This window comes from Nitrosomonas communis (assembly GCF_900114745.1).
Taxonomy (GTDB): Bacteria; Pseudomonadota; Gammaproteobacteria; order Burkholderiales; family Nitrosomonadaceae; genus Nitrosomonas; species Nitrosomonas communis_A.
This window is the reverse complement of the sequence record NZ_FOUB01000002.1, coordinates 66311-87179: the sequence shown is the minus strand read 5'-3', so window position 1 is coordinate 87179 and position 20869 is coordinate 66311. Positions and strand designations below refer to the sequence as shown.

The 20869-nt window shown below is 47.3% G+C and carries 25 protein-coding genes and 1 pseudogene; 9 read left to right on the top strand and 17 right to left on the bottom strand.

Features of this window, described 5'->3' with window-relative positions; all coding sequences use genetic code 11:
* The first annotated feature begins 79 nt into the window (after positions 1-79).
* Positions 80-265, top strand: a complete 186-nt coding sequence (locus BM122_RS01385; RefSeq protein ID WP_074902983.1) for a hypothetical protein — start codon at positions 80-82, stop codon at positions 263-265.
* A 789-nt stretch (positions 266-1054) separates the two neighbouring features.
* Here BM122_RS01385 and BM122_RS01380 read toward each other — a convergent pair.
* A complete protein-coding gene (locus BM122_RS01380; RefSeq protein WP_074902982.1) occupies positions 1055-1375 on the bottom strand; it encodes a PDZ domain-containing protein in 321 nt (106 codons plus the stop codon).
* 295 nt (positions 1376-1670) lie between these two features.
* On the opposite strand from BM122_RS01380, the pseudogene BM122_RS01375 reads away from it, so the two are divergent.
* A pseudogene (locus tag BM122_RS01375) lies at positions 1671-3855 on the top strand (copper-transporting P-type ATPase).
* A 448-nt stretch (positions 3856-4303) separates the two neighbouring features.
* Positions 4304-5062: a pentapeptide repeat-containing protein gene (locus BM122_RS01370; RefSeq protein ID WP_218151952.1), complete on the top strand. Its 759-nt coding sequence runs from the start codon at positions 4304-4306 to the stop codon at positions 5060-5062.
* Between the two features lie 478 nt (positions 5063-5540).
* Here BM122_RS01370 and BM122_RS01365 read toward each other — a convergent pair whose 3' ends face one another.
* From BM122_RS01365 to BM122_RS01325, 9 genes are all read right to left on the bottom strand, one after another.
* Positions 5541-5861, bottom strand: a complete 321-nt coding sequence (locus BM122_RS01365; protein WP_074902980.1) for a nucleotidyltransferase family protein — start codon at positions 5859-5861, stop codon at positions 5541-5543.
* Positions 5845-6276 carry a nucleotidyltransferase substrate binding protein gene (locus BM122_RS01360; RefSeq protein ID WP_074902978.1) on the bottom strand — a complete coding sequence of 144 codons (432 nt, stop codon included), beginning with the start codon at positions 6274-6276 and terminating at the stop codon, positions 5845-5847. Before BM122_RS01360 ends, BM122_RS01365 begins: the two co-directional genes overlap by 17 nt.
* Before the next feature lie 105 nt (positions 6277-6381).
* Positions 6382-7251, bottom strand: a complete 870-nt coding sequence (locus BM122_RS01355; RefSeq protein ID WP_074902976.1) for a M28 family peptidase — start codon at positions 7249-7251, stop codon at positions 6382-6384.
* Positions 7248-7517, bottom strand: coding sequence for a DUF504 domain-containing protein (locus tag BM122_RS01350; RefSeq protein WP_074902975.1), 270 nt, complete (start codon positions 7515-7517; stop codon positions 7248-7250). Before BM122_RS01350 ends, BM122_RS01355 begins: the two co-directional genes overlap by 4 nt.
* Before the next feature lie 2 nt (positions 7518-7519).
* Positions 7520-8554, bottom strand: a complete 1035-nt coding sequence (gene rtcA, locus BM122_RS01345) for an RNA 3'-terminal phosphate cyclase (protein WP_074902973.1) — start codon at positions 8552-8554, stop codon at positions 7520-7522.
* Positions 8555-8557: 3 nt separating this feature from the next.
* On the bottom strand, positions 8558-9439 hold the full coding sequence (locus BM122_RS01340; protein ID WP_074902971.1) for an NAD(P)-binding domain-containing protein: 882 nt from the start codon (positions 9437-9439) through the stop codon (positions 8558-8560).
* 117 nt (positions 9440-9556) lie between these two features.
* The gene (locus tag BM122_RS01335; protein ID WP_074902969.1) at positions 9557-10138 is read right to left on the bottom strand and encodes a DJ-1/PfpI family protein; all 582 of its coding nucleotides are present in this window, start codon (positions 10136-10138) and stop codon (positions 9557-9559) included.
* A gap of 327 nt (positions 10139-10465) precedes the next feature.
* Positions 10466-11500 carry a methyltransferase gene (locus tag BM122_RS01330; protein ID WP_074902967.1) on the bottom strand — a complete coding sequence of 345 codons (1035 nt, stop codon included), beginning with the start codon at positions 11498-11500 and terminating at the stop codon, positions 10466-10468.
* A gap of 99 nt (positions 11501-11599) precedes the next feature.
* A complete protein-coding gene (locus BM122_RS01325) occupies positions 11600-12109 on the bottom strand; it encodes an SRPBCC family protein (protein ID WP_074902965.1) in 510 nt (169 codons plus the stop codon).
* Positions 12110-12369: 260 nt separating this feature from the next.
* Between BM122_RS01325 and BM122_RS01315 the strand changes: the two genes are divergently transcribed.
* The 3 genes from BM122_RS01315 (at position 12370) to BM122_RS01305 (ending at position 14960) form a co-directional block, all read left to right on the top strand.
* On the top strand, positions 12370-13155 hold the full coding sequence (locus BM122_RS01315) for a M90 family metallopeptidase (protein WP_074902961.1): 786 nt from the start codon (positions 12370-12372) through the stop codon (positions 13153-13155).
* Positions 13152-14159, top strand: a complete 1008-nt coding sequence (glk, locus tag BM122_RS01310) for a glucokinase (RefSeq protein WP_074902959.1) — start codon at positions 13152-13154, stop codon at positions 14157-14159. The genes BM122_RS01315 and glk overlap by 4 nt, the downstream gene beginning before the upstream one ends.
* Before the next feature lie 126 nt (positions 14160-14285).
* On the top strand, positions 14286-14960 hold the full coding sequence (locus BM122_RS01305; protein WP_074902957.1) for a DUF4126 domain-containing protein: 675 nt from the start codon (positions 14286-14288) through the stop codon (positions 14958-14960).
* Positions 14961-15036: 76 nt separating this feature from the next.
* Here BM122_RS01305 and BM122_RS01300 read toward each other — a convergent pair whose 3' ends face one another.
* Complete coding sequence (locus tag BM122_RS01300) at positions 15037-15243, bottom strand: hypothetical protein (RefSeq protein ID WP_143083264.1); 207 nt, start codon at positions 15241-15243, stop codon at positions 15037-15039.
* A 133-nt stretch (positions 15244-15376) separates the two neighbouring features.
* Positions 15377-15817, bottom strand: coding sequence for a helix-turn-helix domain-containing protein (locus tag BM122_RS01295; RefSeq protein WP_074902953.1), 441 nt, complete (start codon positions 15815-15817; stop codon positions 15377-15379).
* Positions 15818-15944: 127 nt separating this feature from the next.
* Between BM122_RS01295 and tmpT the strand changes: the two genes are divergently transcribed.
* The 3 genes from tmpT (at position 15945) to BM122_RS01280 (ending at position 17568) form a co-directional block, all read left to right on the top strand.
* Entirely contained in the window at positions 15945-16589 is a 645-nt protein-coding gene (tmpT, locus tag BM122_RS01290; protein ID WP_074902951.1) for a thiopurine S-methyltransferase, read from the top strand.
* Complete coding sequence (locus tag BM122_RS01285) at positions 16586-17065, top strand: sulfite exporter TauE/SafE family protein (protein WP_074902949.1); 480 nt, start codon at positions 16586-16588, stop codon at positions 17063-17065. The genes tmpT and BM122_RS01285 overlap by 4 nt, the downstream gene beginning before the upstream one ends.
* A gap of 179 nt (positions 17066-17244) precedes the next feature.
* Complete coding sequence (locus BM122_RS01280; RefSeq protein WP_371264873.1) at positions 17245-17568, top strand: sulfite exporter TauE/SafE family protein; 324 nt, start codon at positions 17245-17247, stop codon at positions 17566-17568.
* A 196-nt stretch (positions 17569-17764) separates the two neighbouring features.
* Here BM122_RS01280 and BM122_RS23905 read toward each other — a convergent pair whose 3' ends face one another.
* The 5 genes from BM122_RS23905 to BM122_RS01255 all read right to left on the bottom strand — a co-directional run bounded on the left by BM122_RS23905 (position 17765) and on the right by BM122_RS01255 (position 20502).
* A complete protein-coding gene (locus BM122_RS23905; RefSeq protein WP_218151951.1) occupies positions 17765-18022 on the bottom strand; it encodes a hypothetical protein in 258 nt (85 codons plus the stop codon).
* A complete protein-coding gene (locus BM122_RS01275; RefSeq protein ID WP_256211835.1) occupies positions 17986-18756 on the bottom strand; it encodes a PIN domain-containing protein in 771 nt (256 codons plus the stop codon). The genes BM122_RS23905 and BM122_RS01275 overlap by 37 nt, the downstream gene beginning before the upstream one ends.
* A 264-nt stretch (positions 18757-19020) precedes the next feature.
* On the bottom strand, positions 19021-19185 hold the full coding sequence (locus tag BM122_RS23045; RefSeq protein ID WP_177198012.1) for a hypothetical protein: 165 nt from the start codon (positions 19183-19185) through the stop codon (positions 19021-19023).
* A gap of 16 nt (positions 19186-19201) precedes the next feature.
* Positions 19202-19711, bottom strand: coding sequence for a dihydrofolate reductase (locus tag BM122_RS01260; RefSeq protein WP_074902941.1), 510 nt, complete (start codon positions 19709-19711; stop codon positions 19202-19204).
* Positions 19708-20502 carry a thymidylate synthase gene (locus BM122_RS01255; RefSeq protein WP_074902939.1) on the bottom strand — a complete coding sequence of 265 codons (795 nt, stop codon included), beginning with the start codon at positions 20500-20502 and terminating at the stop codon, positions 19708-19710. Before BM122_RS01255 ends, BM122_RS01260 begins: the two co-directional genes overlap by 4 nt.
* Between the last annotated feature and the right edge of the window lie 367 nt (positions 20503-20869).

Below are 20869 nucleotides of genomic sequence, written 5' to 3'. Positions count from 1 at the left end.
AAAATGAGGCGAAGGCGAGCCGCAGACAGTATAAATAATACGGCAAGGTGAAGCCGACAAAGTCAGTTTTGATTTAGAAATGGAATTAGATCATGGCTTTGAGCTAGCCCTTACTAATCGTTACCATTCCAACATTGCTACTTATTTCATCAACTCACGCATGAGACTGTTCACATCTACCGGCGCCTCCAAGCGGCGAGCAACCTCTAAAATTTGGCCAGGCCTGGGCTTGACTAAACGAGAACATGCTTTCGAGTTTGCGTAAATGCTGTCTTGACAGTAAGCCGGCCTTGCACCCGAGCAGGCAGACGTATTGGCATAGCTAGAACTGCTGCAATAAGATGGGTGCGATGCGAAACATGCACCGGAATTGGCGTAGCTATCGCTTTCGCAATAGGCTCCATTAGCTAGGAAGCAGGCACCTGAGTTGGCGTAGCTCGAGCTACTGCAATATATTGGGTGTGAAATAAAGCACCCACCCGAATTCGCATAGCTATCGCTTTCACAGTAAAATGCATTCATCAGGAAACATGCTCCTGAGTTGGCAAAGCTTGTGCTATCACAATAGGAGGGATGCGAGGCAAAACATGCTCTGGCATCAGCATTTGTAGTACTTTTACAATATTCTGGTGGCTCAGTAGAAAATGTATATCCGCTGAGCAGATTCAGAAGCAGAAACAATAGCATGAATCGCCAGATACTTATCATCAGCTACTCCGGTATATCTCCTAAATTTTGTCCTGAACCTGAAAAGAGCACCCACTCCACTCAACACCCAAAAAAGCATCAACATAACAAAGTATTAGGTTGCAAGCCAATTAGCTGAGAGTAGAGTCCATTCAAAATATCCAACAAAGTTCTGGAGCTTCCTCGTTCAACCAATTCAATCGATCATTCAAGTAGAGTAATCAGATCTTGACTGCTAGCAGTACCATTTTCTATGTCTAGGCGTAATCAATAAATAACTCATTTGTTTTGCTTTGATTTAGCCTCGGCATGCCGCCAACATGTACACATTTCCCTGACAGTGAGAAAATAATTCATAGACAACAGATCAAGCGTCAGTATTGTGTGGCGTATCGACATTTTGGGTGGGCATCAAGCCAGATCGGTCAGCTGTAACCCTGCAGTGTGGCTTATCATTAGCAATATCGAAATCATTTTGTAAATGAAATGGCTGCAGGTTTTCCAGGTGATCCGGACTACCTGGTTTAACATTTACTATCTTCCAGCCATATTCTGACTTTGCATTATTATAATTTTGTCGGTTTATCCATGCACCACATTGGTCCTTGCGCCACTCGGATATATCTTGCTCCTGCGTACCTCTTCCTTTTTCCCAGACTGCCTGTACCAGATTAACATCAATAGCCATAGTCTTCTCCTGCAAAAAGGTTTTTTGAATATTTCCTAATGATTAGAACGAGTATTTCCCGCAATGCCATGATTAAAATTTATCAATCATATTTTTCAGCCTATCATTAGAATTAGAATACAGTGTAAGCAGCAAATTCCATCATGCAGGTAAGAAAGGAAATTATCAGCAATATATTGCTTATCTCTCACTGTGCCCTGAGAAGAACAGACTGGGTATTTAACAGCGAAAAATAATTGCTGAGAATGCTCTGAGTGCAAACACGGTTGCGGAAGGTTCATAACAAGGAGGCTATATGGATGTACAAAGTAATCACCATGAGCATAAACCAGGCAAGAACACAAAGCGATCCTTTCCAGCTGCTGGAAGCGAAGGGATCTACACCTGCCCCATGCATCCAGAAATCCGGCAAAAAGCACCGGGAAATTGCCCGATCTGCGGCATGGCGCTGGAACCGGAAATGATGACTGGAGAAGAAGGTAAAAACCTGGAACTGATCGATATGCGTAAAAGGTTCTGGCTCGGCTTGGTGCTAACTCTCCCCGTTTTCTTATTGGAAATGAGCACCCATTTTATGAATCTGCACCATTACTTCAGTACCAACTTAACTAATTGGATCCAGCTGGTACTGGCCACACCAGTAGTGCTTTAGGCAGGAAAACCCTTCTTCACTCGCGGCTGGACTTCATTGAAAACGCGCAAACTGAACATGTTTACCCTGATTGCCATGGGTACAGGGGTGGCTTGGCTATACAGTCTGGTGGCAACACTCGCACCTGATATCTTCCCCGCCGACTTTCAGCAGGCGAACGGCGCTGTGGCCGTATATTTCGAGGCTGCCGCAGTAATTACGGTACTGGTCTTGTTGGGACAGGTGCTGGAACTCAAAGCACACGAGCAGACAGGTGGCGCACTCCGTGCTCTGCTCGATCTAGCACCCAAAACAGCTCGCCAGATTAGCATAACAGGAGAAGAAGATGTGCCACTACAACACATTCAGGTGGATGATCTGCTGCGCGTTCGACCTGGTGAAAAAGTTCCTTTGGACGGCATCGTTACCGAAGGTCACAGCGCTGTGGATGAATCGATGGTGACAGGCGAATCGATGGCAGTGAAGAAGGAACCCAACAGCAAGGTAATCGGGGGCACAATCAATCAGACCGGCAGTTTTGTGATGAAAGCCGAGCGCGTCGGTAAAGATACAATATTCGCACAAATTGTTCACATGGTTGCTGAAGCACAGCACAGCCGTGCCCCAATTCAAAGACTGGCCGATGTTGTTTCTTCCTTTTTTGTACCTGCAGTTATCCTCATCGCTTTTCTGACGTTTATCGGGTGGACTGCATACGGCCCTGCACCTGCTTTAAGCTATGCCATTATTGCCGCTGTCAGTGTGCTGATTATCGCTTGCCCCTGTGCGTTAGGGTTAGCCACGCCCATGTCGATCATAGTCGGCATTGGCAAAGGCGCACAAGTGAGCGTGCTCATTAAAAATGCCGAAGCGCTAGAGCATATGGAAAAAGTAGATACGCTGATCATCGATAAGACCGGAACACTTACTGAAGGCAAGCCAACAATAACCAAGATGGTTACGACTGAAGGATTTACTGAAGACACGCTACTCGCGCTAGCTGCTTCGCTAGAGCAAAGCAGAGAACACCCGCTAGCGCATGCCATTATCACGGCAGCGAAAGCAAAGAAACTCGATCTATCTGCGGCAGATCAATTTGATTCACGTACTGGCAAAGGCATTATCGGAAGAGTAAAGGGGCAAAACATTACCCTAGGCAATACCCTGCTAATGGAAGAACAGGCCATCGATGTTTCTCACTCAGTATGGAGGCCAATGCTCTTCGGGCCGAGGGTGCTACTGTCATTTTTATAGCTATAGATAACAGACTCGCCGGATTGCTGGCCATAGCCGACCCGATCAAGACGACGGCAGCGGCGGCGATCAAGGTGTTGCAGCAACAGGGTATCCATATTGTGATGCTAACTGGTGATAACCGTCGCACTGCCGAGGCTGTCGCCGCGAAGCTTGCGATCACCGAAGTCAAATCAGAGATTCTGCCGGAAGACAAAGGCAAAATAGTCAGAAAACTACGGGAGGCAGGGAGAATTGTTGCCATGGCCAGCGACGGCATCAACAATGAACCACATTGGCTGCGGCCAATGTAGGCATTGCCATGGGAACAGGTACTGATATCGCCATAGAAAGCGCGGGCATTACGCTGCTCAAAGGTGACCTGTCCGGTATCATTCTCGCTCGCAAGCTATCCATGGCAACCATGCGTAATATTCGACAAAACCTGGTCTTCGCGTTTGTTTACAATGCTGCCGGAGTACCCGTGGCAGCAGGTATGCTCTATCCCTTTTTTGGCATCCTGCTCTCGCCGATATTCGCTGCTGCCGCCATGTCACTTTCTTCAATTAGTGTTATTACCAATGCTTTGAGATTACGGCTCATTTTTCTTGAGTAATCGACCGATAACATTGATGCAATATATAAAAATTATCAGAAAATTTTTCAATTTGAGTTAGCTAAATTTTTGAGTTAGCCAAATTACTTTCTGGACCATTCTTCAACATGTTTGACAACATATAGGATTCTCGGTACATTCCGGCTAAATTAAAAAAGATATTTATCTTAACTCTCCTCCAAATGCAATTATATTAAGGGTAACACGCTTCTCGAATGCATGCGTTCGAAGATGATCGGAGTAAAATATCAAGACTTCCCTCGAACTCACGATATGTGGCTCCGGGCTGAACTCGAAGTGACATGGGAAGCTGCCGATCAGTGCTGTAACTACGGAAAGCGTCACTCGATGTTGCAGTCTTGAGTGCCTTGGCGCATGAGTCATGGATTAAACTTTTTTCTGAATCTTACCTAAATCGTGCGTTTCCAAGGGAGTTACACTGATACTTATGTCCAGAAGAAAAATCGTATCACTATCGGCCACCGTTAAAAATCGATTATACGGGGCTAGACTCATTATGCATTCATTTGATATACATCTCGAATTACGCCCTATGCCCCCTGCTTTCCGATTGCTCGCTAATCATTTTCGATGCTCTCTCTTGCTGCTTTTGTTTGTTTGTGTTGAAGCGCTTGCCCAAGGAGCGCGCAACATAGAGGGATGCAGTATCCGACGAGGCACGTTTTGCGTGGATATGAACCTGTATGGGAGCGATCTTCAAAATGTGAATCTGGCAAATTCCCAGTTCACCCGATCGATACTTTCCAAAGCGAATCTGACTGGAGCCAATCTGAACGAAGCGAATCTATCGAGTGCTCAACTACGCGAAGCCAATTTGAACCAGGCCTCGCTGGTGAAAACGAATGCCCGGGGCGCACGTTTCAATGATGCCCAACTGGTAAACGCGAATCTGCAAAGTGCCATTCTACAAAATGCGGATCTGAGTGGCGCTAATTTAACAGGAGCCTTGCTGACCAACGCCGATCTCACCAACGCAAAGCTTGGTAATGCCATACTCGATAATGCCGATATCCAGCGTGCTAACATGCGCGCAGCCCATTTGCGCGGAGCATCTTTAGTTAACGCTAATTTGCAAGGGGTAAATTTTACTGGTGCCGATCTGACTGACGCAGATCTGAGTGGAGCGAATCTCGATCAGACTATTTTTAACATGGCACGTACGAGTGGATGCAAGAGTTGCCCCTAAAGCGTGCGATGCTCCTCGAACTCTTGTACCAGCAGTATACAGCTCAAATAGCGCCTGAATCTACTCTTCGGATCTTTGTAATGACATTGATTGAATGACGCAGATTCGCGCCACGGTTGGCCGATAATAGTGAGTGAGGGATCCATGATCACGACGGTATCCCGTCCCTCCTGCTATTTTTTTCGCAATTCCAGCCACCTACGTCCCAATCATTGTAAGCATCCTAGTAATTGTGCGATTCTACTCATCTTATTCCATTTCTAAATCAAACCCGGCTTTGTCGGCTTCTCCTTGCTGTATTATTTACACTGCCTACGGTTCGCCTTTGTGTCATTCCTTTATGTTATTTTTGATTTGGAAATGGAAGTGCGTGAAGACAGTATTTGATTAAGGACAAATTCATCCCTCTGAAACAAAGTATCGCAAGGAACCCTATAACTTATTTACTCTATCCAGATTCTTTCTGAGTAGCGTTCGTTCACTTGGTGACAGACTGCAATACCACGTAATCCCGCATAATCTCGTCCCGGAAGGCTACTGGCAAATGCGCCCAGTCATGGACTTCTATTAGTATCGGCAAGCTGCTTTCTTGTAATGCTTCAATCAAATCACCCCAACCAGCAACTTCAGTAGTCAGATCGTTGGGGTTACGCAATACGAGATCCAGATCGCTGCCTTCATGTGCCGAACCATGGATGCGACTGCCAAAAACCCAGATTTCGGCTTCGGGCACATGTATTGCCAGCAAGCGCTTCAGTTGTGCCAGGTGACGATCTATCAGCTCAATCTGCTTGCTCATTGGGAAGATGCTTCAGGGTATCAGCCAGCTCTCTCGCATCGTTAATAAATTGTGGCAGCAGTTTAAGAGTTTGATTGGTAAAACCCTCCCCATAGTCGTGCGCAACAGTATTGCGGTTAGCGCGGTACGCGAGCCAGCGCTCGACGCCATCCATATCCAGAAGCCCATGCCTTCCTGCCATACGCAGCACATCGTTAAACATTAACCCGTCCACAGCACGTGGATTACCGCTATAAGATTTGAGTGTCTTACGCAACAACTTGCCGATAGCTTCAAGCGACAATTCCAGACTTTTGATCGCTGCATTGCGGTAGAGATCATAGAGTATGTCGTCATTCTCGAGACGTTGCAGCGCAATCAACGCTTGCTCAAGCGTAGCGATGGTGCGCAGAAAAGGGTCAACGTTCAGCGACACTAAATGACTCCTTCAGAAACTTTAGTCATTGTTATGGTATGTTACGTCAAGTTAGCAGGAATAACGAGAATATTAGCCGCGATTATTATCACTTGAAGGCAATGATTATGCTTTTACCAGCACCGTCAGTGCGCCGGCTAATCCCTCGACTACACGCGCCATCTCGGCATAGTTGAGCTCTCCAGGGATATCACTGGCACGATGATAGTGCGGGTTGCGATAGAATGCTGTATCGGTGACCATCACTGCCTGGTAGCCTTGCCGCCAGAACGAGAGCTGATCGCTCCAGGAAACGCCCGGCACGATGGTGGGGCTGGCGAGCGTCTCGTACGGAAAATCCGAGCTGGCAGCGAATGCTGCCGCGAATTGTTTAAGCGCACGGCGTGAGTTGAGGTTGGACACGAAACCGATGAAATTGCCGCGATCAGGATAGAGCCAGCGCAAAATGGGAGGATAGCTCTGGCTGCCCGGCTCTTCGCTGTAGTAGCCGAGCATCTCGAACGAGAGCATGATACGGATGTCATCATGCCGCTCACGTGCAGCCTGCGCATAAATCTTGCTTCCCATTTCACCAAAATAGAAGAATGGCGATTCTTCATTCACGAACGCAACTAGCCTCAGCGTGCGCTCGGGTTTGATTTCGAGGAGAAGTCGTGCGATCTCGAGCAGCGCTGCGACGCCGGAAGCGTTGTCATCTGCGCCCGGGCTGCCCGTCACGCTGTCGTAGTGTGCACCAGCGAGCATAATCTCATTGGCCCGCTCCCTACCGCGGATCTCGATCTCGATATTTTCGCTCCATACACCGCCTGCATCATAGCCCTGAGCGTGAACTTCATAGCCCAACTGGCTCCAGGTATCACGGATATAGTCGGCAGCGGCGTACAGCGCTTTCGGCTGCCACACGTTACGCTCGCCGATCTCACTAGCAAGCTTCTCAACATGCAGCTGCAGCCGTTGTTCAAGTAGTGATTTCATTTTGTTTTACTCCCTGGATATCGTTCCCAGATAATCACCCCATCTCGCCAAACTTTTCGCACCCGATGAAACGGTACAGTATGCAATGTGCCATCTTCCTCTTCCGCCTCAAATGTAAAGTGCTGACCTGGTTCGATGACTATTCGTTCGAGTGGTACACGCTTGTGCTGGTGCTCGATTTTATCCTCGTAGGCAAGCTCAAATTTTCCCTTCCCGAATTCTGGATCCCAGCGGATACGCGCGAGCAGTTCGTGAATCGGGATCATGGTTATTCTCCACGTACTCTCACAGTAATGTAAGCAAGATCTGACGATTCAGTTACCTCGAACGTTACCGGCAGAAACTGTTCGATCAGCCACATCGCTGTGCGCGCATGCAGTGAGACATGGCGCGTGCTGAATGATCCATCACCTAAAAGCGCGAGATAAACAAGTATTTGATCAGCTGCGTGAGTATCGAGCGCAGCACCCGCTGCAATATCTGTGGCAAGCTCCTCCCCCACAGCCTCACCCAACGTCTCCGCGGAGACGCCCCGCTCTGCGACCCGTGCTGCACCCAGCACAGTGTGCTCACTCTCGAGCCAGCAGACGATGGCGCCGCCTGCACCGAAAGCTGCTTCGCGACCCAAAACCTGCGTCTCGATACTCGCCTGTATACCGTAAGTGCCAAGCCTGTTAAGTACCGCCTGCTTCATTCGGAGCGCAATATGCTCAGGAAGGTTAGTTACGTGCGCAAGCCCGCAGATGGTCTTGCTGTCTCCAGACGCATCGAATACTGCGGATGAGAGCATTGCCGGTCTTACTACGAGCTCGATTTCGCCACCACCCCGTGGATAATAGCCACGACGCAGCACGTGCATGGTTACCTGCGCACCGAGGCGTTTGATCAACGGAATAAGCACTGCGCGCAAATAATCTGCAGCAGGTGCCTGCCGCACGTCGGTGCCGCCGGTGATATGCACCTTGCAAGGCAGGCGGGTCGCCAGCATGACTGGCAGCAAGGCTTGCAGCACCAGCGTAATGCTGCCCGCAGTGCCTACATCAAAGTGATAATCGCCACCCTGAAGCGTTGCCGGTTCGAAAACAATTTGGTCTGATCGCAAGGCGAGGCCTTCGATTCTCGCACCGCAGAGCTTGCCCACGGCGCGCACCCCCGCGAGGTGCTGTGCGGCAAGGCCAGGTTTGTCGCGCCGTGCACGAATATCCGTGATGCGCACCTCGATGCCGGTAATGGCAGACAATGCGACGGCAAGTCGTAGAAGCTGACCGCCGCCTTCGCCGTAACTGCCATCAATCTCAAGCATAAGTTATCCCCAGAGAGAATAGCGATACGCGCCTGGCTTGAGGCTCGGAATACGTTGAGCGGCATCAAGCATCACCCGTGCGGCAAATGTCGAAACATCAAACCGTCCCTCCAGCAGCAAAGTAGCATGCGCACCTGTTCGCTCAGCACCGGTGCGCTCGAGCAGTATGCCGCGACCTTCCTCCTCCAGGGCAGCAATGCTTTCAACTTCGAACACATGAGTTTTTTCACCCACGAAAAGTGGATCAGCAGCGAGGATAGCCTCAATCCTATCGACCGAGGTAACCCCTGAGCCTTTTGCGTCCTTTGCATCTTTTGTGAACTCGACGTAGACATAGCGGCTCAGTTGCCCCTGCACATCTCGCATCTCGGTGGCAAGCGCACCTTTTATACCTTCGATGCTTTCCACCATTTCGGTATGATGAAGGCTCGCACCTGGCCGGCTGGTGCGCTTGGTGTGACCATCAGGAATTAAGGTGATAAACGCGCGCTCGAAAAGCGGCAGCATGCCCGGGTTCCATCCTGCCCCAACAATAGCGCGCGTACTATGATGGCGCGCTATATTGCCGACTGCATCGTAATGCGCTTCAAGTGCATGTCCTTCAAGCACCGCATTCTCAACGATCGGGATTTCTGCTTGTAGCAATTCGCGTGCTACGCCAAGGACGATCTCTGCAGGCACACAAATCAATGCTACATCAACACGCTTCAGGTCACGAATGTGTGTAACTACCTGAATCTTGCCAAGTGGATCGGGCAATTTCATTGGTGAAGTTGGGCGCCGAACAACACCAGCCAATGCAAGATAGTCGGTATTGCGTAATGCCATTGCACAAGCACGCCCTACTCGCCCAAAGCCGATGACCGCAACGTTAAGCTTCGCCATGAGTCTTCCCTCCGTACCTTTCCAGGAAAAGTGCTCTCTGAGCTGTTTAATTTTCTGGTTATTTTCCTATTCGACCTCTCTTTTTACATCAAGTGCAATCAATAATAGGTGTGTTCCCTAAGGCTTAATCTTCGTCCCCAGCACTTGCAGGAATTTGGCGAGCCAATCAGGATGCGCCGGCCAACCCGGGGCAGTAATCAGCTTGCCATCGACACAGGCCTGATCCATTGGAATATCCATATACTTGCCACCTGAGCGTGTGACATCCGGTCCTACTGCCGGGTAAGCAGAACACATCTTATCCTCGATGACTCCGGCTGCCACCAGGAGTTGCGCGCCATGGCAAATGGCCGCAATGGGTTTGTTCGCTTCTGAAAAATGTTGTACCATTTTGATGACTTTCTCGTTCAGACGAATATACTCCGGCGCGCGCCCGCCAGGAATGACCAGCGCGTCATAATCTTCTGCCTTAACCTTGGCAAAAGTTGCATTCAGCGTAAAGTTGTGGCCTGGTTTTTCACTATAAGTCTGGTCTCCCTCAAAGTCGTGTACGGCCGTGCGCACAGTCTCACCTGCTTTCTTTTTAGGGCAGACAGCATGAACGGTATGTCCCACCATCAACAGTACCTGGAAAGGCACCATAACCTCATAGTCTTCTACATAGTCACCTACCAGCATCAAGATTTTCTTTGCACTCATCATGAGCTCCTTTTTGTTTTTTTACGAGTCGTCTCTCTAGCAACTATTGTAGCGAATTGGATGCGGTAATGAATCGACCGATAGCCAATCCAAGCTGGCTAATTCTAAGAAATTGCGATCAGTTATGGTACCTCACGGTTAATTCCATTTCTAAATCAAAACTGACTTTGTCGGTTTCACTTTGCCGTATTATTGATACTGTCTGCGGCTCGCCTTCGCGTCATCTTTGATGTGGAAATGGAATAACTGGCTGATCTTAAAGATAAGAGAGTGCCTCCAGAAGCATGACTTATGCTCAGCTCTCTTTTTGAAATTTAACGACGATGCTTAAGGTTTGCGGCCAGTCACGATACTATAATAGCCAAAAGCTTTATGTATTTGAATTTCCTCAAATCCGATTTCCCGCAACATCGCTGACAATTCCTGACCGGAATATTGCTTGCCTTCAGTCCAGCCCAGCATCATCATGCTGAATGCTGCGGCAGCGAAAGGGCCCGTTTTTTCATCATTATAGAGCATCTCATGAATAACGATCCGTCCGCCCGATTCAAGACTATCGAAACTTTTCGCCATCAAAAAGTGACATTTTTCTGGCAACCAATCGTGAAATATATTTGAGAAAAAGTGAAGATCCGCAGCAGGCCAGTGGTCGCGCCAGATATTGATCTCACACGTTTTAACGCGATCCTGCAGCTTGTACCGGGTAATATAGTTCTGCGCAATCTCACACACCTGGGAGAAATCCAGGATATGTGCCTGTAAATCTGGCCAACGCAAGGCCGCACCAATCGAATGCGCGCCAGAACCTCCCCCAATATCTAGCATCATCCGGTGCTGGGATAAATCCATGACTTGTGGCCAAACGAGCGCTGGTGTCATGCTGATACTGTGCATGCCGCAGGTGAAGCGTCGGAGCAATTCGATCTGCTCCTCATGAGATTTGAAAATATCGCCTCCTCCGTATGCCTGGGCAGAATCGGTAAGGGCAGCTTTCTCCAGACCCGCATAGGTAGATACTTGGTAATTGTCGATCATCAGATCCCAAAAAAATCCGAAGTAATTAGGACTGTCTTCGAGCAGATATTCCTTACTAACCGGGGTCAGCGAATAGCGCCCCTCTTGTAAGGATAAGAAGCCTAATGCAGTTGCTGTCGTCAATATTGCTTCGGCCGGACGCTGCGCTATGTTCAGTGCCTTGCAAATTTCCGGCAAAGTATGGGAATTTTGAGCTAACAAAGGAAAAACTTTCAGCCGATGCGCTAGGAGCAAAGCTGGATAGCCATAAACCGCAAAGACCACATCCCAGAGTGGACGGTCATCCACCTGCGGTACCTGAATACTGGACAAAATATCTCGCGCCATGAATTCTCCTTTTATGACTACAAGTGACTGACAGAACGGGTCAATAGTCAGGATGTATTTTTTATCAATAATTAACCAATCGTTGTGCTTCTATACTGCTCAGGTTGCAGAACTTTCTATTGATTTTTCTGCCTCTACTAGGCGCTTGATATTCTGAACGGTACGTTCAGCCCCATCTTTTATAGCAGAACGAACTAATCCCTCGAAAGGCCGCATGACAACTAATAATTCCAGCAACTCAAAAGAAAACGTCAGTTTAGTAGATTTCTCCAGATTCATATCCTGCAATTCATAGGTACAGCGAAAGGGATCAGACACACCGGCCAATACCAAGCGTACAGCCGGTTCAAAAGTAAAAATTTTGAAGCGTGATTCGCTACGGCGCCCCATATCAAGACGCACTTGCCGCCCAATCGTCCCCAGATGTACTGGACCTGGTGTGAGCTGCTCAAGCTCTTGAACCTCCGGCGACCATTTTGGGTAATTCTGGAACAGATCCTCACCCAGATATTTGAAGAGATCTTTCGTCGAACATTCCACTAAAGTGGAAGCTCTTCCTATGATCGGTTCTGTAGAGCCCAAGTTGAGCATGTTGCCTAAATTGAACATGTTACAAGAGTTCCTTCTGCCTAGTTGATGTCCGACTCAGCATCTGCGAAGAATGAAACTCCGCTAAAACGAAGCTTCGCTAACAGATTTGTTCATAACTTTTCAGCCAATTTATTGACGATGAGTCTAGACCTTAAACGAATCAGAGATCAGTTTCAAGTTCTTCATATAAAAATATTGCTTGAACCAGCTCGCTCGTATAATCAGTTCATGCTTAATATAAATAACTATAACCTTATTCCTGAACCTCTTGATAGCTTATGATATGGAAACTGAAAAAGTGGTGGCGAAACTATATCTTCCAGCATGAACCGATCGCTGAAGCCATCTGGCAGGATGTGCTAGCACGCGTGCACTTTCTGCAAGGATTGACCCAGCCTGAAACCCTACAGTTGCGGCAATGGACAACCATTTTCTTGCACGACAAGAAAATAAATGGCGCACAGGGTCTCATCGTCACGGAAGAAATGCGCGTAATGATCTCGCTCCAGGCCTGTATGCTGATTTTGGAACTTGATCTGGACTATTATCGCAACTGGCTAGAAATCATCGTCTATCCAGGAGAATTCATTCTTGATTATGAATATACTGATGAAATGGGCATCGTTCACGCTGTACACATGGCCGCATCGGGTGAATCATGGCTTGCTGGACCCGTCATACTTTCGTGGGAAGATGTCAACGATACTACTAATAATAAACAGGGATATAATGTGGTAATACATGAGTTTGCACATAAGCTGGATATGTTGAATGGGACGGCCAATGGTTGTCCTCCACTGCATAGAAATATGGATCCACGCGCCTGGACTGCGGCCTTTAAGCAAGCTTTTGAGGCTTGCTGTAACCAGCTCGATAAAGGAGATGAGCTGGTTATCGATCCTTATGCCGCTACCAGTCCAGCAGAATTCTTTGCAGTCATGAGTGAAGCTTTTTTTGTCAAGCCATGTGCAATACAACAATATTTTCCTCAAGTCTATCAGCAATTGTCTGCCTTCTATCGCCAGAACCCAGCGATGCGATGGCCAACAGGAGTTAACTTGTGAACAACTATTTTATTTATGGTGATATCGGTGGCACCAAGACACTATTGCGTGCAGAAGTAGCTGACGGTAATAAAACGGATTTATGTTACGAACGGCGCTATGACAGCCGGGCTTATCCTGATTTCGACACGATACTCGCGGATTTTCTGGACAAAGCAGAGCTGAATAAAGCCGGCCACTATCCAATATCAGCTTGTTTTGGGATAGCAGGCCCGATCGTGTCGCAACGAGCAAAACTGACCAATCTGCCATGGATAATGGATGCATCAGCCCTTGCGACCAGGTTTTCTATTCCCAAGGTAAAGCTGATCAACGATTTCGAAGCGTTAGCAACGGGTATTGAAAAGTTATCTCTGAATGATCTGGCAGCGCTGCAATGGGGGGTAGCAGAGAGGCAAGCAATGCGGGTAGTGTTAGGCGCGGGTACCGGTATGGGCGTTGCCTGGCTTCATTGGCAAGGCGATCGCTATATTCCGTTATCCACAGAAGGAGGGCACATTGAGTTCGCCCCTGCCACCTCCTTGCAGATGGAATTACTGGGTTACCTGATGAAGAAATTTGAGCATGTCTCGGTCGAACGGGTTCTTTCAGGACCAGGGTTGACCAATATCTTCAATTTCCTGCAAAGCAACCCAACCAGATTTCCCGGTATCCTCGCCGAGGAATTAAAGGAAGACAGCGGCGCCATCATCACTAAGCTGGCCTATGAGCTAAAGCACCCGATCGCCCTACAAGCACTGGAGTTGTTTGTTGAAATTTATGGCGCCTATGCCGGCAATCTGGCGCTGTTGGGATTATGCCGGGGTGGCGTCTATATCGCTGGCGGAATTGCCCCCAAAATCATCGACACCTTATTGACGGGCAATTTCATGCAGGCTTTCCGCCACAAAGGGCGGTACTCAGAAATGATGAGCGAGATCCCGGTCCATGTCATCATGAACCCGCAAGTGGGCTTATTGGGCGCTGGTCTCGAAGCACAGCGGTTGATGCAGGCTAGCGTTTGATTAATCAAGTCGGTCGCTTTAACAGGTATGGAAAAACAAATTCGAGTCAACAGACGCGAAGGCAGACCGACCAAAAGTCAGATTTGGTTTGGAAAAGAAATAATATGATTATAAAGGTATGGCAATATGAGTAGTTATGAAGCATTAATGGCCACTTTGGCGCTCACCATGGGTGCATCGTGGGCAAGTGGCATTAATTTATACGCCGTCATGCTGGTGCTGGGCCTTGGTGGCGCCACAGACAATATCAACTTACCAGCCGAACTCAGCGTGTTAGAAAATCCACTAGTGATCGGTACAGCAGCGGTAATGTATGTGGTCCAGTTTTTTATCGATAAAATACCCGGTCTGGATAGCGCCTGGGACACCTTGCACACTTTTGTCCGCATCCCTGCAGGCGCCATGCTGGCAGCCGGTACGGTGGGCGATGTGTCCCCCGCAATGGAAATTGCTGCAGGCATTCTGGGCGGCGGCGTGGCCGCTACCAGTCACGCCACCAAGACGGGCACACGCTTGATGCTCAATACCACACCCGAACCGGTCACAAACTGGTCTGCCTCCATTAGTGAAGATTTGTTGGTTTTAGGCGGCTTATGGACTGCACTGAATCACCCCATATTATTTCTGATCCTGTTCATTATTTTTATTGGTCTAGCCATCTGGCTATTGCCCAAATTGTGGAAATTTATTAGAGGGGTGTTACTTAGAATAGGCAGATTCTTTGGAATGACAAACGCTAGCGCTACTGAAACCGGTCTTGTGGCTGCGCCGCTTACCGAAAGCAAGCATGAGGGCAAATAAATTTCTCAAAATCCCAAAGATGATTCTTAATTCGCTACCTGATCCCAAATTTGCTGGAACTGAGTAGCCCCACGGTCTATGCAGCCATACAGCAGTTTGGCGTAACCAGGGGCTGTTCCCTCATTTGAAGAGCGATATTTCCGTCCGCACGTTCATCGGCATCTTCGATGCCGATGGCGACACCATCCTTGATGTGGTCGAGCAATATCTGAAAGGTCAAATCAGGTAGGGTGCCATAAGTGGTAGCGCATTGCACCGGATGCTGGATGGGTGCATACATCATGTGGCGCAATGCCTGATAGTTGTCGCGCCCTACAATACTTCATGCACTATTCAATGGTAGATAGCTTTTCATTCAAATAGCATTATCTGGTGAGACTCATGAAATATAAGGTAAGTCATTACAGTTTCCTGCTTCAAGTTTTCTGTGCTTTACCCGTAGGTTTATTCTTCGATAATTTATTTAATGGTCTGAAGCGATTTTTCCCAGCAACCTTTAGAAGACGAAGGAACTTTGGGCACTCGAAATGACTGGGGGCGCTACACACCGCTGCATGACGGAGATTGTCACGCATAGAAGTTAATTCTCTTATTTTTCTGTCTAATTCATCAGCTTTTATTAAAAGCAGTTTCCTATTAATTTCAGGCCCCTGAGGGGTAAACATTTCCAAAATCTCTTCAAGTGAGAATCCAGCGCTACGTGCCAATGAAATCAGCGCCAGCCTCTGCAGAACATCAGCATGAAATAGCCGCCGCAAACCACTGCGGCCATAAGACTGAATAAGCCCTTTCTCTTCGTAATATCGTAATGTCGAGGCCGGTAACCCCGATGCCTTAGCGATCTCGGAAATGTCCATGAGGACTCCTATTAAACCACTTGACTTAAAGTCAACTTGAACTTGTATCCTACTTTAGAACACCACTTAAAACAACATTCAAATTAGATTTCTGGTAACGAATAAATTGAAATGATGAGGAGATAATATGGAAGCAAATTACTGGCGTCAAAGATGGGAACGGGGTGAAATTGGTTTTCATGAAAACCAGGTCAATCCGGCGTTGGTTGAGCATTTGAATAGGCCGAACCTGGCAAAGGGAGCAAGACTCTTCCTGCCTTTGTGCGGTAAAACGCTTGACATTGCCTGGTTGCTTGCACAGGGCTATCGAATTGTCGGGGCAGAGCTGAGTGCGCTTGCAATAAACGAACTGTTTGCAGCGCTGGATTTAGTGCCGGAAATCACCCCCGTCGGAACGCTGACTCGTTACAGCTCAACAAATATCGATATCTGGGGCGGTGACATATTTGATTTATCTAGCAGCATGCTCGGCGCAGTCGATGCCATCTATGACAGAGCGGCTTTAGTGGCACTGCCAGAGCACATGCGCAACCGATATGCGGCACATCTGATAACGCTTACTCATGCAGCTCCGCAGTTGCTGATCACCTATGAATATGACCAACGCTTATATGATGGTCCGCCATTTTCAGTTCCGGAAGAAGAATTGAAGCAACATTATGGTGAAACGTATCAGCTGAAACAGGTGGCGCAAGATCAAATCGCAGGTGGCCTCAAGGGAAAAGTGGAAGCAGCAACCGTTATATGGCTTCTTCAGAGGAGGAAGCCATGACCGCAGTTCATATGCTGAGCATTGAATGGCTTCTGTTATACGCCGCCTTGGGCGTCTTAGTTGGCTTTATGGCGGGGTTATTAGGTGTTGGCGGTGGCGGAATTCTGGTTCCACTGCTGGCATCTTTGTTTGCTTACCAGGAGATTGGTACAGGCCACACTGTCCATTTGGCGCTGGGTACAGCGTTGACATGTATGATTATCACCTCAGCAGTAAGCACCTGGGCACACAATGCAAGGGGAGCCGTAGAGTGGAGAGTAGTTGGCGGCATGACATTGGGAATTATTGTGGGCGCTTGTGCGGCTACTCACATTGCCGCCAAAGTCAATATGGCTTATATGGCGCTGTTTTTTGCGTTTTTTGTGGGGCTTGTGGCAGTACAAATATTTATTAGATGGCAACCTAAGCCCAGCAATAAACCAATGAGGCATCATACATTGATAAGCGTCGGCATGAGTATTGGTGCTATAGCGTAACCAGTTAAGAATGATTCAGAATATATAGAATTTGAAGAGCATCTCAACGGTTTGGTTTTGTTGTTTACGCAGTACTTTGGCGTATGCCCATTTGTGCTAGATGAGACAATGAGAATACTCTTTGAATCATTTCTAGCTGGTTTTGCTATATTTCCGCACTGGCTGCAGTGGGCGGCAGCTTGCTTACCATTCTTTATCTGAGCTACAAAAATATTGAGTTTAAAAAAGCCATTGGCACTTCAGCAGCCATTGGTTTTCCGATTGCTATTGCGGGCGCGGCTGGCTATGTGATAAGCGGCTGGTCCGCAACATTGGATATCCCTTACACAGCTGGCTACGTTTACGCCCCCGCATTTATCACTATATCTATCACTAGTATCATTGCTGCTCCTGTTGGCGTGCGTTTATCACACAATTTGCCAGCAGCGTATTTGAAAAAAATATTCGCGGTTACGTCGTTGTTATTGAGTATAAAAATGTGCTTATCAATTGCCGGGGGCTAACTTATAACTAGATATAATGAATGTGGCCAAGTATCGAATCAATAAAAATAAGTTACACTACAGACTATGTCAAGATCACTCCGATTAGTGCCGTAGGATATAGAAGGCGAAGCCATATGCGGCGCCATAATCAAGTTTTAACATTCGGCGCAATACGCTTCGCTATTACGCCCTACACGAGCTTAAGGCAAGTGCATCAGATGTCTAGCATATCCCACTCCTCACCCAAGACCCAGCGAAGTGCTGACAGCTTCCCGTTTAGCATCACCCATTCAAAGTCATCCCATGGGCCGGTGTCATCATATTTCTCTACCACCTTCCGAGCTGCTTCGAGAGCGCCTCTCCATATGCTCTCATGAATTACGTTATTTCCGTATCTTTTATCACCATCAGGAATGATGCGGATATTACCATTTTTTATATGATAAGCCAGGTTGCAATGACGGTGTACCATACTTTATCTACCAGCTCATCCATAGCAGAAAGAATTTCTTGGAGACTACGAGTTTGTGCGAAGTCATATTCAAACTGAGCATCCTCTAGTATACCTTCATCCAGAAAGTTAATGGCGGATGATATGGTGCTGAAGTACTGAACGTGGTTGCTAGAAAAGATCTCAGAAAAATCCTGATGGGGCTCGCGATGATCTTTGGAAGAGAAATCGTTGCGATTGTGCGTAACAAAGGCAAACGTGTCACCGCCAGATTGGTTATTAGTAACAAACTCCCTAAACAACTCAATGAGTACTGCATCTGCCATGGAGTTCTTACTGATATGGAAGGGCGCTCGCTTATCAAGCGCTCTTGCGACAGCCGCTAACTTGGCACTATCTGTTGCCTCGACCTTCAACGATTTTTCTATCAGATGCTCAACCCTCGAGATGGTTGCATAGTTAGCTTCTGACAGTAGCGGCAATCTAGAGCCCACTTCTTTAAGAACTTCTATAGCATTTTCTTTATCATCGCCACCAAATTCCTCGATAACGCTTCTAACTTGTTTAAATTCCAGCGATAGCCGCCTCCATGTTTTCTCCGCAACATCATCTTTGTTTCTGTTAAACTCGGACACAACGAGGTCCGGGATAACAAGCCTGACATTTCCGGTCGACACCAGCTCCTCTAAGGCGAACACTATAGGGAGATCTGTTTTCCGAGTAGAGATATCTAATAACACGCAGGTATCAAGCATCATGTAGTGCATGGACATCTTTGTAATTATCAAGCAGTTATGCCATAGATTCTAACGTAAAAGCTGAGGAGCGCCATATTTTCTGTGGCGTCCCCCTCTAGTGCCTCGTTAGGCATCTCTCTTGTTAGTCTTGGCCACTTTTCATTCCGGCTAGAGAACACATCGTGAGTATATTCACCTGCCTTGCGCACCTTAGAATGGTGGAATAGTTGCCACGTGCTACTCAAGAAACTGCAAATAAGTAATTTTATAACTATCTCGATCTTAGTCTCCATCAACTAGTGAGATAATAGGATTGATCCATTGCACAAAGTTGGGGTGCAGCAAAAACGTATCGGAATTCAGCCAGACCGGATTTACCTCCTCCAGAAACGGCACGACGGGCAGGAACTTGTCGGACGCCTCTTCCACCATCGTTAAATTACTCAAGCTCCCAATTTTCATTTTATAAAGCCGTTTTCCGCTCCAGCACTACAAAATGATATTCCAGTTTGCTCCCATCTTCTAACGTATGAATTTCACGTGACGATTCATACCATTCATCCCGATCGAATTCCGGAAAAAAAGTATCTCCCTCAAAATCCTGCTGCACCTCGGTAAGATAGAGTCGCTGGCAATGTGCCAGTGTCTGCTGGTAAAGTTCTGCGCCGCCAATGATGAAGATTTCCTTATCCTGATAAGGCAAACTGGCTGCTAAAGCTTCTTCAACCGAGCCGGTTACCACCGCACCCACGACTGAAAAGGCTGGCTGCCTGGTGACGATGATATTGATACGCCCTGGTAGCGGCCTGCCGATGGATTCATAGGTTTTTCGTCCCATGATGAGGATTTGCCCCATGGTAAGCGCTTTAAAGCGTTTGAGGTCGGCTGACAGATGCCAGGGAAGCGCATTATTTCGACCGATGACGCGGTTAGTGGCCATGGCTACCAGAATGGATAAACGCTGTGCTGTCATACTGCCACCAAGGCTTTAATGGCTGGATGGGGATCGTAATTATCCAACGTAAAATCATCATAATTAAAAGCAAAAATATCTTTGACCAATGGATTGAGTCGCATGGTGGGAAGTTTTCTTGGTTCACGCCCTAATTGTTCTCGCGCCTGCTCAAGATGATTCAGGTAAAGATGCGCATCGCCAAACGAGTGCACAAAATCACCCGGCCTTAAATCGCAAACTTGCGCAATCATCATAGTGAGCAACGCATAAGAAGCAATATTAAACGGCACCCCGAGAAAAATATCTGCGCTGCGCTGATAAAGCTGGCAGGAGAGCCTGTCATCGGCAACATAAAACTGAAACAGCACATGACAGGGCGCCAGCTTCATTTTATCCAGATCATTCACATTCCAGGCAGAAACAATCATGCGCCTGGAATCAGGAGTTGCTCTGATTTGCTCGATCACCTCGGATATTTGATCAATTGAATCCACCCCGGGACTTGACCAGGAGCGCCATTGATGGCCATAAATAGGGCCAAGATTACCCTCTGCATCAGCCCATTCATCCCATATGGAGACGCCATTTTCTTTTAGATAAGCTATGTTGGTATCACCCCGTAGAAACCATAATAATTCGTGGATAATCGATTTGACATGGCACTTCTTAGTCGTGACTAGCGGAAAACCCCGTGCCAGATCAAAACGCATCTGATAGCCAAAAATAGAAAGCGTGCCGGTACCAGTACGATCCGATTTTTGATGACCGTGCTCGAGTACATGCCGCATAAGTTCAAGATATTGATGCATTAGCAGTTAATAATTAACTGTACGAAACTCCAAGTTATATACAGTTTTTGATCAAGGAAATTAAAAAGTATCTCATAAGGAGCGGACTTATTTAAAGATTTATGTAGTAAAGCTTTGATCTCTGACTGAGGATTTTTAAGATCGTTGATAATCTGATCACGCTGCTGTTCCGCCAAATTTGGCGGAACAGCCCCTCTAAGGAAAGTTAACTGATTAATCTTTACTTTTGTCGCAATCAACAAAGTAATTGCTAAACCAATTCTTTTTCTAACAAAGTTAGTTTGGTTTATTGCTTTCCTAAAAACTTTTATTAAATTAAAGACTTCATAACATTAGAAACAAAAACCTATCTTTATTTTTGATTCCA

Coding starts and splice junctions, on each gene's coding strand:
- BM122_RS01385 (WP_074902983.1), top strand. CDS start 80: ATGGAATTAGATCATGGCTTTGAGCTAGCCCTTACTAATCGTTACCAT.
- BM122_RS01380 (WP_074902982.1), bottom strand. CDS start 1,375: ATGGCTATTGATGTTAATCTGGTACAGGCAGTCTGGGAAAAAGGAAGA.
- BM122_RS01370 (WP_218151952.1), top strand. CDS start 4,304: ATGTCCAGAAGAAAAATCGTATCACTATCGGCCACCGTTAAAAATCGA.
- BM122_RS01365 (WP_074902980.1), bottom strand. CDS start 5,861: ATGAGCAAGCAGATTGAGCTGATAGATCGTCACCTGGCACAACTGAAG.
- BM122_RS01355 (WP_074902976.1), bottom strand. CDS start 7,251: ATGAAATCACTACTTGAACAACGGCTGCAGCTGCATGTTGAGAAGCTT.
- BM122_RS01350 (WP_074902975.1), bottom strand. CDS start 7,517: ATGATCCCGATTCACGAACTGCTCGCGCGTATCCGCTGGGATCCAGAA.
- rtcA (WP_074902973.1), bottom strand. CDS start 8,554: ATGCTTGAGATTGATGGCAGTTACGGCGAAGGCGGCGGTCAGCTTCTA.
- BM122_RS01340 (WP_074902971.1), bottom strand. CDS start 9,439: ATGGCGAAGCTTAACGTTGCGGTCATCGGCTTTGGGCGAGTAGGGCGT.
- BM122_RS01335 (WP_074902969.1), bottom strand. CDS start 10,138: ATGAGTGCAAAGAAAATCTTGATGCTGGTAGGTGACTATGTAGAAGAC.
- BM122_RS01330 (WP_074902967.1), bottom strand. CDS start 11,500: ATGGCGCGAGATATTTTGTCCAGTATTCAGGTACCGCAGGTGGATGAC.
- BM122_RS01325 (WP_074902965.1), bottom strand. CDS start 12,109: ATGTTCAATTTAGGCAACATGCTCAACTTGGGCTCTACAGAACCGATC.
- BM122_RS01315 (WP_074902961.1), top strand. CDS start 12,370: ATGATATGGAAACTGAAAAAGTGGTGGCGAAACTATATCTTCCAGCAT.
- BM122_RS01305 (WP_074902957.1), top strand. CDS start 14,286: ATGAGTAGTTATGAAGCATTAATGGCCACTTTGGCGCTCACCATGGGT.
- BM122_RS01300 (WP_143083264.1), bottom strand. CDS start 15,243: ATGATGTATGCACCCATCCAGCATCCGGTGCAATGCGCTACCACTTAT.
- BM122_RS01295 (WP_074902953.1), bottom strand. CDS start 15,817: ATGGACATTTCCGAGATCGCTAAGGCATCGGGGTTACCGGCCTCGACA.
- tmpT (WP_074902951.1), top strand. CDS start 15,945: ATGGAAGCAAATTACTGGCGTCAAAGATGGGAACGGGGTGAAATTGGT.
- BM122_RS01285 (WP_074902949.1), top strand. CDS start 16,586: ATGACCGCAGTTCATATGCTGAGCATTGAATGGCTTCTGTTATACGCC.
- BM122_RS23905 (WP_218151951.1), bottom strand. CDS start 18,022: ATGGTACACCGTCATTGCAACCTGGCTTATCATATAAAAAATGGTAAT.
- BM122_RS01275 (WP_256211835.1), bottom strand. CDS start 18,756: ATGCTTGATACCTGCGTGTTATTAGATATCTCTACTCGGAAAACAGAT.
- BM122_RS01260 (WP_074902941.1), bottom strand. CDS start 19,711: ATGACAGCACAGCGTTTATCCATTCTGGTAGCCATGGCCACTAACCGC.
- BM122_RS01255 (WP_074902939.1), bottom strand. CDS start 20,502: ATGCATCAATATCTTGAACTTATGCGGCATGTACTCGAGCACGGTCAT.